Annotated in this window: 11 protein-coding genes; 8 read left to right on the top strand and 3 right to left on the bottom strand. The window is 39.2% G+C overall.

The features are described from left to right. Positions 1–45: 45 nt before the first annotated feature. The 8 genes from pflB to BN6559_RS10145 all read left to right on the top strand — a co-directional run bounded on the left by pflB (position 46) and on the right by BN6559_RS10145 (position 10,351). Positions 46–2,271: a formate C-acetyltransferase gene (gene pflB, locus BN6559_RS10110; protein WP_110954596.1), complete on the top strand. Its 2,226-nt coding sequence runs from the start codon at positions 46–48 to the stop codon at positions 2,269–2,271. Next, entirely contained in the window at positions 2,258–2,998 is a 741-nt protein-coding gene (gene pflA / locus BN6559_RS10115) for a pyruvate formate-lyase-activating protein (RefSeq protein ID WP_199883913.1), read from the top strand. The genes pflB and pflA overlap by 14 nt, the downstream gene beginning before the upstream one ends. A 248-nt stretch (positions 2,999–3,246) precedes the next feature. After that, entirely contained in the window at positions 3,247–4,353 is a 1,107-nt protein-coding gene (gene ychF / locus BN6559_RS10120) for a redox-regulated ATPase YchF (RefSeq protein WP_110954597.1), read from the top strand. A gap of 426 nt (positions 4,354–4,779) precedes the next feature. Then, positions 4,780–5,571 carry an ABC transporter ATP-binding protein gene (locus BN6559_RS10125; protein ID WP_199883914.1) on the top strand — a complete coding sequence of 264 codons (792 nt, stop codon included), beginning with the start codon at positions 4,780–4,782 and terminating at the stop codon, positions 5,569–5,571. Beyond that, positions 5,571–6,305, top strand: a complete 735-nt coding sequence (locus BN6559_RS10130; protein WP_110954598.1) for an ABC transporter permease — start codon at positions 5,571–5,573, stop codon at positions 6,303–6,305. The genes BN6559_RS10125 and BN6559_RS10130 overlap by 1 nt, the downstream gene beginning before the upstream one ends. A gap of 39 nt (positions 6,306–6,344) precedes the next feature. Further along, a complete protein-coding gene (locus BN6559_RS10135; protein ID WP_110954599.1) occupies positions 6,345–6,866 on the top strand; it encodes a flavodoxin family protein in 522 nt (173 codons plus the stop codon). Then, positions 6,863–8,287 (top strand): heme anaerobic degradation radical SAM methyltransferase ChuW/HutW, encoded by a 1,425-nt coding sequence (gene hutW, locus BN6559_RS10140; protein WP_110954600.1) that lies wholly within the window; start codon positions 6,863–6,865, stop codon positions 8,285–8,287. The genes BN6559_RS10135 and hutW overlap by 4 nt, the downstream gene beginning before the upstream one ends. Positions 8,288–8,404: 117 nt before the next feature. Next, positions 8,405–10,351, top strand: a complete 1,947-nt coding sequence (locus BN6559_RS10145; RefSeq protein WP_110954601.1) for a TonB-dependent receptor plug domain-containing protein — start codon at positions 8,405–8,407, stop codon at positions 10,349–10,351. 170 nt (positions 10,352–10,521) lie between these two features. Here the strand turns inward: BN6559_RS10145 and BN6559_RS10150 are convergent, their stop codons facing one another. From BN6559_RS10150 to BN6559_RS19255, 3 genes are all read right to left on the bottom strand, one after another. Next, positions 10,522–11,127 (bottom strand): TetR/AcrR family transcriptional regulator, encoded by a 606-nt coding sequence (locus tag BN6559_RS10150; protein ID WP_199883915.1) that lies wholly within the window; start codon positions 11,125–11,127, stop codon positions 10,522–10,524. Positions 11,128–11,341: 214 nt separating this feature from the next. Then, positions 11,342–12,907 (bottom strand): TonB-dependent receptor plug domain-containing protein, encoded by a 1,566-nt coding sequence (locus tag BN6559_RS10155; RefSeq protein ID WP_199883916.1) that lies wholly within the window; start codon positions 12,905–12,907, stop codon positions 11,342–11,344. Further along, complete coding sequence (locus BN6559_RS19255) at positions 12,873–13,241, bottom strand: hypothetical protein (protein WP_199883917.1); 369 nt, start codon at positions 13,239–13,241, stop codon at positions 12,873–12,875. Before BN6559_RS19255 ends, BN6559_RS10155 begins: the two co-directional genes overlap by 35 nt. Positions 13,242–13,275 lie beyond the last annotated feature (34 nt).

The raw sequence follows: 13,275 nt of genomic DNA on the forward strand, positions 1-13,275 counted from the left end.
TTCTATATTAAGATTGTATTTTAAAATGAAAGCGAGGAAAATGAAATGAATGTTTGGCAAGGTTTTAACAAAGGAAAATGGCAAGAGCATATAGATGTGAGAGATTTTATACAGGTGAACTATAAACCGTATGAAGGTGAAGATACTTTTTTAGCGGCTGCAACGGATAAGACTAAAAGGGTTTGGGATAGATGTAAAAAACTATTGGAAGAAGAAAATAAAAAGGGTGTATTGGATGTTGATACAGAAATTGTTTCAACGATTACATCTCATAAAGCTGGTTATATTGATCAGGAAAATGAAGTTATTTTTGGTCTGCAAACAGATGCGCCATTAAAACGTGGTGTTATTGTCAATGGTGGTGTCCGTATGGCTGAGCAGGCTTGTGAGGAATATGGATATAAATTAAATCCAGCGATTAAGGATGTCTACACAGATCTAGTGACTACACATAATAGTGCGGTATTTAGCGTCTATACACCGGAAATGCGCAAAGCGCGTAAGTTGGGGATTATTACAGGGCTGCCTGATGCTTATGGTCGGGGGCGTATCATTGGCGATTATCGTCGAATTGCTCTTTACGGGGTGAAGCATTTAATTACGGAAAAAGAAAAAGATTTGAATGAAATGTTTAGTAATGTAATGACAGAAGAAGTCCTGCAGCATCGTGATGAAATTGCAAAACAGATTGCAGCTTTGAAAAGCATGATTGCTATGGCTGAGGAATATGGTTTTGATATTCGTGTTCCGGCTAAAGATGCAAAAGAAGCCGTACAATGGGTGTATTTTGGGTATTTAGCAGCGATTAAAGATCAAAACGGTGCAGCAATGTCAATCGGGCGTGTTTCGACTTTCTTGGATATTTACATTTCCCGTGATCTTGAAAATGGAATACTTACGGAAAGCGGAGCACAGGAATTGATGGATCAATTTGTAATTAAGCTTCGCCTTGCACGTATGCTGAGAACACCGGAATATAATGAATTGTTTGCTGGAGATCCGCTTTGGGTGACGGAAGCAATTGGCGGAATTGGTGAGGATGGACGTTCGTTGGTGACGAAAAATTCTTATCGGATTTTACATTCTTTATATAATTTAGGACCTGCACCAGAACCAAATTTAACGGTGCTTTGGTCAGATAAATTACCGCATACATTTAAAAATTTCTGTGCGCAGGTATCGATTGCTACAAGCGCAATCCAATATGAAAATGATGAAGTAATGCGCCCGGTATATGGTGATGATTATGGAATTGCCTGCTGTGTATCGGCAATGCAGTTGGGGAAACAAATGCAGTTCTTTGGGGCACGTGCAAACCTTGCAAAATCTTTATTGCTTTCGATTAATGGTGGATTGGATGAAAATACGGCGCAGCAATTGGCACCTGCAATGCCGATTGTCGATGGTGAATATTTAGAGTATGAAGTTGTACGTAAAAATTATTCTAAAGTTTTGGCTTGGTTAGCTGGTCTTTATGTCAATACGATGAATCTTATCCATTTTATGCATGATAAGCATGCATATGAAGCCGGACAAATGGCATTGCATGATAGTGAAGTAAAGCGTTTGATGGCGTTTGGGGTTGCCGGTCTCTCTGTGGCAGTGGATTCATTGAGTGCGATCCGTTATGCGAAGGTAAAGGCAATTCGTGATGAAAATGGTATTGCAAAAGATTTCGAAATTACGGGTGAATTCCCTATGTATGGAAACAATGATCCACGGGTAGATTGCCTGGTAGAAGAAATTACGCATGAATTTATCAGTGAGCTTAGAAAGCATCCAACGTATCGTGAGGCAGAACACACTTTGTCAGTGCTTACGATTACTTCTAATGTAATGTATGGCAAGAAAACGGGTGCGACACCGGATGGGCGTAAAGCTGGTGAAGCTTTTGCACCTGGTGCAAATCCAATGCATGGGCGTGATAAACAAGGCGCATTGGCTGCGATGAAGTCTGTAACAAATATCTCGTATGAGGATTGTCGCGATGGAATTTCGTATACATTTTCCATTGTGCCGGCAGCTCTTGGCAAAACGTCTGAGGATCGAAGCCGCAATTTGGTCGCATTATTAGATGGATATTCTGCTTGCAAAGGGCACCATATTAATATTAATGTGTTTGACCGTGCGCTATTAGAAACTGCAATGAAGGAACCGGAAAACTATCCGCAGCTTACAATTCGTGTATCCGGCTATGCCGTCAACTTTGTAAAACTTAGTAAGGCCCATCAATTAGAAGTGATTCGTCGTACATTTTATGAAGCAGTCTGAGATAAGTGCTTACTATCATTCAAAAGAAACTTTTGGAACAGTAGACGGCAAGGGGATCCGGTATGTTTTATTTTTGGCTGGGTGCAGTTTAGGCTGTGCTTTTTGCCATAATCCGGATAGCTGGGCGCGCGGCAATAAAACGATTACGATTGAAGAAGTGATGACAGATTTTTCGCAGTATCGTCATTTTTATGAATCTTCAGGTGGCGGTATTACAGTAAGTGGCGGGGAGCCGTTTTTACAAGCGGATTTTGTTGCCGCCTTATTTGCGGCTTGTCATGAAAGCAACATTCATACCACAATAGATACTGCTGGTTTCTATCAACAGTCTCTTATCGACAAAGTTTTGGAAAATACCGATCAAGTGTTATTCTCTTTAAAAGCGGTTGACGTAAAAACGCATCGATATTTAACCACAGCAGATAATCAAAAAATACTTGAAAATCTAGCTTATATTGCGAAGCGTAAGCCGATTTCACTCCGTTATGTTGTTGTTCCGGGCATCAATGATAAACCAGAGGAAATAGAGGCATTGACTGCGCTGATTCATAAAATCGGCGGCGAAGTAAAGGTAGAATTGCTAGGATATCATACGATGGGGATGTATAAATGGAAAGCACTTGATATGGAATATAAACTTATCGATGTGAAGCCTGCGACAAAAACAGATGTGCAAAAAGTTTGCGCGCAGTTAGAAGCAGCAGGAATTGAGATGCAATATAAATAAAACATTAATTTTCAAGTGATTCATATTGATTGGAAGGTACTGAAATATGTGCTGTAAAAATCGGATGCGCCGCATAGCGTGTCCGATTTTTTTAGTGGACGGCTTGATATCAGTTGTAAAATAATGCGGGCTATTGCATTTAAATCTTAGATAATCTACAATGATAAAGACTTGGTTTTTCTTAAAAGAGCAATGAAAAGGACACTTGATGTCTGATTAAATAAAATAATAAGGTGGAATTGTAATTTATGAGTAATTTAGAAGTAGGGATTGTTGGATTGCCGAATGTGGGAAAGAGTACCTTGTTTAATGCTATTACAAAAGCCGGTGCGGAAGCTGCAAATTATCCATTTTGCACAATTGAGCCGAATGTTGGTGTTGTCGATGTACCAGATCCTCGTTTAGCCGTATTGCGGGATATGAATCAAGCGAAAAAAGTAGTGCCTGCATCGATCCGTTTTGTCGATATTGCCGGACTGGTAAAAGGTGCTGCACAAGGAGAAGGTCTAGGAAATAAATTTTTGTCGCACATTCGTCAAGTTGATGCTGTTGCACAGGTTATTCGCTGTTTTACCGATGAAAATATTACGCATGTGGAGGGCAATATCGATCCTTTACGCGATATTGAAATCATCAATACAGAATTGTGCTTAGCTGATTTAGAGTCTGTTGAAAAACGTATGGAACGGACACAAAAAATGGTGAAAAGCGGCGATAAAAAGGCGAAAGTAGAATTGGATTTATTGACGAAGATAAAGGATACGCTGGGAGAAGCGCTTCCAGCTCGCCGTGTAGAGATGAACGAGGATGAACAATTGCTGATTCGTGATCTGAATCTGCTTACACTAAAGCCGATTCTTTTCGTTGCAAATGTTGCGGAAGATGAAGTAGCAACTGCGGAAACAGAAAATGATTATGTGCAGAAAGTTAAAGAATATGCAAAACAAGAAGGTGCTGAAGTTATTGTTGTTTCTGCAAAAGTAGAATCTGAAATTGCAGAGCTCAGTGATGAGGATGCAAAAGAATTTTTAGCGGAGTTAGGATTAGAGCAATCAGGCTTGGATAAATTGATTAAGGCGTCTTTTACATTGCTAGGGTTAATAACGTTTTTGACAGCTGGTGTTCAGGAAGTTCGCGCATGGACGATTACAGAAGGAACAAAGGCTCCAGCGGCAGGTGGGAAGATTCATAGCGATATTGAACGTGGCTTTATCCGCGCTGAAATCGTATCTTATGATGAGTTAATCGCTGCTGGCAGTCAAAATGCAGCCAAAGAAAAAGGACAGGTTCGACTTGAAGGGAAAGAATATATCATGAAAGATGGCGATGTTACGTACTTCCGCTTTAATGTATAAAGAGAAAGCTATTTAATAGAAAAACCCCTATAGTATGGATAAAAAATCCACACTATAGGGGTTTTTTTATAGATAAAATAAACAAAATATAACTGTTTGTTTGGTTATTATTAGTCATATTTAGTCGAAATGAGTCGGATTTTAATTGACAATGATAATCATTTTCATTAAAATGATGGGGAGAGAATGTATACATCTATAGATTATAGTTTCATTTTAGAAAGATTATGTAAGCATTTTGCTATATAGAGTGCGTGCATGAAGCTGAGAGTGGTAAAAGATGTATAACATAACTTTGGAAATAAAGGAGTGATAGATAGCGTATGTTAAAAGATAGCAGGATGCGACAAAAATTTGGCTAACAATCAACACGCTCCTCAATTTACATAGAGAGAATTAAAAGTACGATGTGTTGCACAAGGAGATGTGAAGTGGTTGGTTGCCTTCCATATGACGAGTAAAACAGTTAAGGAGCATGATGCAATGCTCAGGATAGAACATGTTTCAAAATTTTATCAGGGAAAGCCTGTTTTAAATGATGTGTCCTTAAGAGTGGAAGCTGGAGAGGTATTTGGCTTATTAGGTCCGAATGGCGCTGGTAAAACGACGTTAATGAAAATGATTGCCGGGCTGAGCCGTCCTCACAGTGGAAGTTTATATATTTTAGGTTTAGATGGCGTTAAAGAAAGGGCTGCGATTAAGCAGAAGATTGGCTGGGTACCGCAAGAAAATAATCTAGAACGAGAATTGACTGTGCAGGAAGCCTTGACACTATATGCCTGGCTTTTTGGTGTTTCCGATGTAAAGTGTAGAGTAAAGCAAATCATGGCAGAATTTAATCTGGAAGATATGTGTGATAAAAAGACGGATACGCTGTCTGGTGGGATGGCAAGGCGGGTGCTGATCGCCAGAGCCGTATTACCTGAACCTCAAATATTGCTTTTAGATGAACCGACAGTAGGCCTTGATCCAGATGTTCGTCAAGATATTTGGGAGATGATCCGTGATTTAGCGAGTAAAGGCAAAACGATATTTATGACAACGCATTATATGGATGAGGCAGAACAGCTTTGTAATCGGTTGGCGCTTTTAAAATCAGGTAAGCTTTTACTAACGGGAACACCGGAAAAAATTAAAGATATGGCAGAAGGAAAAAATGATCCGACGTTTACCTTGGAAAAAGCCTTTTTGCGATTGATTCGAAAAGGGGTGCAGTAATGGGTTGTCTTGTTGTGTACTGCCGAGAAATGATTTTGATGAAGAAAAAAATGGGGAAGCTCGGTCGTGTTTTTTCGTCATTGATGTTTCCTGTAATTTATTTGTTTGCTTTTAGCTGGGGGTTAGGTGCTCGGCTGGAAGTAAGCGGGGGATATATTCCGTTTTTGGCAAAAGGAATTCTCGGGATAACGGTTATGTTGAATTCGTTTCAGCAAACTTCTCTTTCAGCCAGTGTAGGGCGTATTTATTTTAAAACATTTCAGACCTTACTTGTAAGTCCGATTTCTCTTACCCAGGTAGCATTTGGGCTGGCGTTAGCAGGTACAACGCGGGGATTATTGTTTGGTGGTCTGGTTTATGGAACAGCTTGGATGTTCTTTGATGCTCCAGGATTGAGTTCTGTGGCAGTTTGTGGGGTGATTTTATCCGCATTTTTTTTTGCCGCATTTGGGTTGGTCGTTGGTTTATGGATTGTTGACCCCGATGATCTCTCGCTAATTAATAATTTTTTTATGACGCCGATGATTTTCTTTGGCGGTTCGTTTTTCCCAGAAGGGCATTTTCCTGCTTTGGTACGGGAAATTGTTGCGATGCTGCCGCTTAGTCTTGTAAATAGTTTATTGCGTCTGCCGATGTGGGGAGAAACTGCTGCGATGAAAGCGGGTATTTTATTGTTCTTTACTTGCTTGATGCTGTGGTTAAGTGTGAGAAAATTGGCTGCTTACAATGAGTGATCAGTAATTTAACAATAGATTGAAAAGGGAGAGTGTGCAATGAAGACACTTATTGTTTATTCAAGTTTAACGGGAAATACGAAAAAAGTTGCAGAAGCAATAAAAGAAGTTTTTGGTGATGAAGCGGATCTTTTTCCGGTGGAAGAAAAGCCGGACGCAAAGGCGTATGATTTGATTGCTGTCGGATTTTGGGTGGATCGGGGAACAGCCGATAAAAAAGCGCAAGCGTATATTACGGAATTACGGGAAAAGAAAGTGGCACTTTTTGCGACGTTAGGCGCATATCCGGATTCAGAACATGCACGAAAAAGTATGCAAAACGCAGGCGCATTGTTAGATGCAAGTAATCAACTGATGGGCGACTTTATTTGCCAAGGAAAAGTGAATGGAAATCTAGTGGAGAAGTTTAAAGATCTGCCACAGGGGCATCCGCATGCGATGACTCCAGAACGCATTGCTCGGCATCGTGAAGCAGCTAAACATCCAGATGAAGCGGATTTGACAAAAGCGAAAGCAATTTTCTCAGTGATTCGTGAAAAAGTCTATGAGGATGTTTTATGACAAAGTTAAATGCTGCAGAGAACATTCGACCAACCGGCGGATTAGAAGAAATTTTTGCATCGATGGGGCCAGAGCTCTATTCGTTGGTCGTTGGTTGTGAAACCGAGCAGCCCTTGCAGGAGTCATTTTCTGGTAAACGAGTGTTGCACAGCGATTTTAAGGGACAGCCTTTGCAGGAGACCAAATGGGCAGATATGTGGCAAGCGGCTTTAAAAGAAACGGGAAGAGGAGAGAAGCGTTCAGCGTATATCCATATTCCTTTTTGTCGGCATAAATGCTTGTACTGCGGTTTTTTTCAAAATTTTTGTCAGGAAGAGCTTGAAACTGCCTATATTGATCGTTTGATTGTTGAGTTACAGATGTATGCAGGCAGCCCTTGTTTTACAGCGCCTATTCATGCTGTATTTATTGGTGGGGGGACGCCAAGCTGTTTATCGCCATTTAATATTGGGCGATTACTGAGAGCGATTCATACCTATTTACCGTTAGCGAATGATTATGAGTTGACACTTGAGGGGAGAATTCGTGATCTGGTTTCAGAAAAAATGGATTGCTGGTTTGAAAATGGTGTGAATCGGATATCTCTTGGGGTGCAGTCCTTTCAGACAAAAGTACGGAGAGCGGTTGGTCGGCTTGATGATCGAGAGACGGTTTTAGAACGTTTGACTGCTTTATCTGCGTATAGTCAAGCAAGCGTTATTATTGATTTGCTTTATGGATTGCCATATCAGACAAAAGATGTTTGGCTTGAGGATGTCATGACATTGAAAGCTGCTGCAGTAGATGGCTGGGATTTATATCAATTGAATGTTTACGAAAATAGTATGCTAAAAAAAGCAATAGAAACAGGGCGATTGCCCGCTGGAGCTGTACTTCGGGAACAGGCAGAGATGTTTGCAATGGCGCATCAGATCTTGCAGCAATGGCCTGTGAATCAAATCAGTGTTTGTCATTGGGCAAAAAGTAATCGAGAGCGCAATCTATATAATTCAGCAGCACGGCAGGGGCATACCAGATTCCCTTTTGGTGCAGGCGCCGGAGGGCGAATAAGTGGTATAGCACTAATGCAGGATCGAGATGTAAAGCGTTATATTAAGCGTATTGATGCCGGAGAAAAGCCGATTGTAACAATGCTGAAGGCACATGCATCAGCGGATTTATATGATGAAGTTAAATATCAGCTGAAGCTTGGTTATTTAGACATTGGACAACTTGCCAGTACCTTTGATGCTCGAATTTTTGAACTTAATGTGTTGCTTAACCTATGGGAAAAGCAGGGGCTTTTGGTTCGAAGCGCGGATCTAATTCGATTAACCATTGCAGGGCAGTTCTGGTATGTAAATATGACGCAGTCAATATTAGAATGTTTAAACGCCGTATTGCATAATGGCTGGTCTTGGAGTGAGCAGAAGAAACTGTAGGGTGTGAAAGTATTTAAGACACATTTCGATAAGAGATATAAAAGTTTTTATAGAAATAGCCCATGTAAATTTTAATAGACCTAAATAATTTATTACACGGTGAGAGGAGATTATGAGTTGAAAAGACGGAAGTATCAAAGAACAGGAAAGATTGTATTAATGAGCTGCGGAATTATGATGACATTGAGTATGCCAGCACAGGCCGAGGAGATTTTTCAATTCGATGAAATGGTGGTGACAGCGACTCGGACAGAGCAGACGATTAGGGAAACTCCAGCAGCCGCTGAAGTCATTACACGCAAAGATATTGAAAACATGGGCGCTGATAGGTTAACGGCGGCATTGAAACTTGCTTTGAATCTAAATCTTTCCGAGGCTAGTATGACTGGCAATCAAGTTAGCTTGCGAGGAATGAACACAGATCAAACATTGATTTTAATTGATGGGCGTAGGATGGCCGGAGAAGATGCCGGCTCTACTACGAATGTATACGAGCTTGATCGCATTAACATTAATAATGTAGAACGAATTGAAATTATTCGAGGCCCGGTCAGTTCGCTTTATGGATCTGAAGCTTTGGGCGGTGTAATTAATATCATTACGAGGAAGTCCGAAAAGCCGCAGACCACGATTGGGATGTCTACAGGCAACTATCAACAAAATGCATCGTATCATGTTGACTTGGGCAAACAGGGAAAATGGGCATGGACGATGGATGCTTCATTTACTGATACAAAAGAAAGACGGCGCCTGAACGAAGCCGAAAAGCAAGATGAATCAAATCTATATGGACCACGCCAGTTTTATAATTTTAGTGGTACTTATGACATTGCTGAAGGAAAGAATTTGGATGTTTACTATGAACGTCTAGGTGAGCATTTACAAAAAGCAGATTATATTGGTAAAAGTCGAGAATATTATACGAATACAAGAGATTCTTATGGAGCTACTTATCGTGGGCAGAGTACTTTAGGAAATTATGAATTACGTACCTATTATAACGAATTAGAAAAAAATAATGATACTTTGCTAACAACGGGTAGTTATAAAGATTTTGATAGAGCAAATTATAAAACTTGGGCAATTGATGGAAAAAATACGATGAAAGTAATGGACAATCATGTATTGACGTTTGGTGGTGAATATCGAACAACGAAGTATCGTGGAACTCGTTTAGAGGATAATGGAAAAAATGTTTCGACTGTCATTGAGCATGGAATTAGCAAATCAATCTCGGAGAAAGAGATCACATATAAAGCAGCATATATTCAGGATGAATGGAAACCGGATGATAAATTGCTGATCATTCCTTCCCTTCGTTATGATACGAGTAATAAATTTGAAGATAGCCTTAGTCCAAAACTTGGAATAACGTATCGATTCACAGATGAATTTCGATTGAAAACAAATTATGGAAAAGGCTTTAAAGCACCTAGCATAAGTGAATTGTATATGAAAATGACGCGTCATCCTCGAGCAAATAAAACAGTTATCGTTATAGGAAATCCTGATTTAAAACCAGAAAAATCAACAAGTTTTGATATCAGTTTAGAAGGCGAGAAAGGAGCAAGTTTTGGTAAGTTAACATATTTTGATAATGATGTTAATGATTTAATTGATACGAAAAGTTCAACTACTGGCACTGTTTCCACAGCAAAGTATTTTAATATTGAAAAAGCGAGAATTAAAGGGGTTGAACTAGAAGCAGGACGGCATCTTTCGGACAAATTTACAGTAAAGACCTCATATACTTATTTAGATGCAAAAAATTCAATAACTGGTGAAGTTTTAGAGGATCGGGGCAAACATAATTATTCTATCCAGGTACATTATGATGATGTTCAAAGTAGCGGTATCAGCAGTATGCTTTGGTATAATTGGGTGCGTGATTACCACTATGAAGAAAAAGATTATAATTATGGTACGTTGAATTTTACATTGAATAAAAAATGGGATGAGCATTATAGTACCTATGTTGGGGTTGATAATATATTGGGCAAGGAAATTAATGATCTTACCTTGGAAGGACGTTTCTGGCGTGTTGGAATGAATTATACATTTTAAATAAAAATAGCGTAATTTTATAGTTTATTATGCATAAACGTCATGAAACGCGATAAGTTCGGTAAAAGTATTATAAAGTGTATCCAGAAAAGATCAGGAGAAAAATGCTAGGGGAGCCGCATAAAGAATGCGGCTCCCCTAGTTTGATATGTGATTTAAATAAAAATAAGTTATTCTTCTTCGGACCAGAAGGCCTTTAACCGAAGGCTTCCTTCCGGCAGCTGAAATAAATTTTCAAATAATCTTTCTGCGATATGTACTTTGCTCTTTATAATTTGTATATCTGTTTCATGCCCGTAAGTCGTGGGTGAACTGGATTCTAATAAGGCGGCCATGATTCCATTGAAAAAAGCTAGGCTTTCTTCCATTCTTGTCACCTTGGAAACGCCTTCCTGATTGCATTGTTCAAGAATAGAAATTAAGATTGGGCTAGTCGCGGTGAGTGTCAACCTCCAGAGCTTATTGATCAGGATACCTTGCTTTTCTTTGTACAATACATCGCTGATTTGTCCGACGATATCTTTATGACATAGGTAGTAAAAGAGATTTATAAATAAAGTCAGTTTATCTAAGGCAGTTGCATTTATCAGTTCTGTAGACTGCATTTTTTCAATCGTTTTATTAATGTGACGTATTGTGATTGCTTCGAGAATAGATTCTTTTGAATTATAGTAATAGTAAAAGGTTCCTTGTGCTACATTCACTTTACGTACGATATCTTGTACGGTTGTTTGTAGATAACCAATGGAAAGAAATAATCCTTGTGCCGCATCCATAAGCTCTGCTTGCCGAATTAAAGGATCTTTTGAAATTCTAGAAATGATGAACACCTCATTTATGAAATTGACTGATATCAGTACATATTCTAGAGAAAAAAGAATTTATTGTCAAGAAAGAATAAATTGTAGAGATCCTTAGAGATTCCATGAGAGAGCAACGCTTTCTCATGGAATCGTATTCGTCTAAATAGAGGATATGGATGCCTTTAGATTAAAGTTTTTGCTCTAAGCCGACATAGAAGCTCCGTCCAGGCATTGGATAGGCTCCAATATTTTTGAATTTGCCTCCACTTCTTATTTCATAGCTTTCGTTGGTTAAGTTATACCCTTTCATAAATAAACGACTATCCGGTGTCATTTGATAATTTAAATTTAGATCTAATGTTGTATATGCTGAGGAGGAGAAGGTTTGTGTGTTGCGTCCGCTGATATGACGCAGTGTGATGTCAGAACTAAATTTATCTTGTGTATATTGTAGGCCAAGATGATAGAAATTTGGTTGGTTATTATTTTTATCATTGCTATAGTCGGTGGAATCGGCAGTTTTATTTTTAATGCTTACATAGGAATAACCTCCCGAAACATTCCATTTAGGTGAAAGCTGGTGCGATAAAGTAAGACCGGCACCTTTGCGTTTTTGCTGATCGATATTGAGTGATTTTGTGCGTGGACCTTGCGTATCATAAGCAATGGCATTTTCAAGACGACTGCTAAAAATGCTTGTCTGTAGTTTTGTTCCATTTCCTAAGGTCGTATTTAATCCTAAAGTAACGGTATCTCCCGATTCTGGCTTTAGGTTAGGATTACCAATCATAAATTCGGTGTCGCTGTATAAATCTTCAATTAACGGTGCTTTGATAAATTGCCCCCAAGAGAGATAAACATTTGATTTTTGATCCAATTGATGGTTGACTGTCACACGTGAAGTTTGGTGTCCGCCGATAAAACTATGATTGTCATAGCGAGTGCCTAGTGTCATATTCCAGTCATCTGATAATTTCCATAAATCCTCAATAAAAATTGCTTTAGAATTGTAGGTTTTTTGGATTCCTTGCGAAGGGTAATCGAATTTATCTTTGCGATAATCTGTTCCTGTCGTTAGGGTATGACGTTCGTTGAGTTTAAAGCTGTTCTGCCAGTTAAAACCTTGCTCTTTTCGGTCGATGGAATAGTTAGACGTTTCATCACGATAGGTATCGTTTGAGGCATGATTTTGATAAATTTGCACAAGATTATTTTTACCGTAATTGTAAGTCAATGCAATATTATCATTATTGGACTTGGTGTGACCATTTGGGTAATAAGACGTATAGCCAGGTGCTGCAAAAGTAAAGTCTCCGTCACGGTCATTATGATCAAAATAAAAAGAAATTGAACGATCGTTATCTAAGTCTTGATCAAGTCGCATAGTTAAAGAATTTTCGTCATAACTGGTCTGGGTAAAGGTTCTGTTGCTGTTCGTTTTGGCATCTTTATAACGATAATTGCCACGTTTCTCTTTTCCAGCAGTAACAAAATAACTGAAGCCATTATCCGTTTTATCTCCTGTTGTGATGCTATAACGTTGTGTGCCCCAACTGCCGAATTCGGTCTTTACAGAGGTAGAAGCTTTGGTAGCTTTGCGTGTGATGATATTGATTACACCCCCGGCTGCATCACTGCCGTAGAGAGAAGAGGAAGGTCCGCGTACGACTTCAATACGCTCAATATTTTCAACGTTTAAATTGTTTAAATTTACGCCTTTACTGCCGCTTTTCACAATCTGATCCCAGTTCATTCTGCGCCCATTGACTAAAACTAAAACGCGCGAATCGCCTGATTGGTTGAGAACCGGAGCTGTCTTCTTCGATATTTATATTATTTTTTCGTAAAATATCTGGCACTGTGCTAAAGTTACCCTGTTCGATTTGCTCTTGCGTGATGACGGTTACATTGGCCGCTGTTTCTGTAATTTTTACAGGGATTCGGTTGGCAGTAATGACGTATTCCTCCATTTCAAAGGCCGGATCAGGTTCGTCACTGGAGGTTTCCGCGAAAACGAGGGAAGGAACGCCAAATAATAAATGTGTAATAATTAGAGAAGATAATAATTGCTTTTTCTTTTGTGTCATGAGGAGACTCCTTTCTTTATTGCAGCGTAGTTAA

The organism is Massilibacillus massiliensis, from assembly GCF_900086705.1.
In the GTDB taxonomy this organism is placed as follows: Bacteria; Bacillota; Negativicutes; order FLKF01; family FLKF01; genus Massilibacillus; species Massilibacillus massiliensis.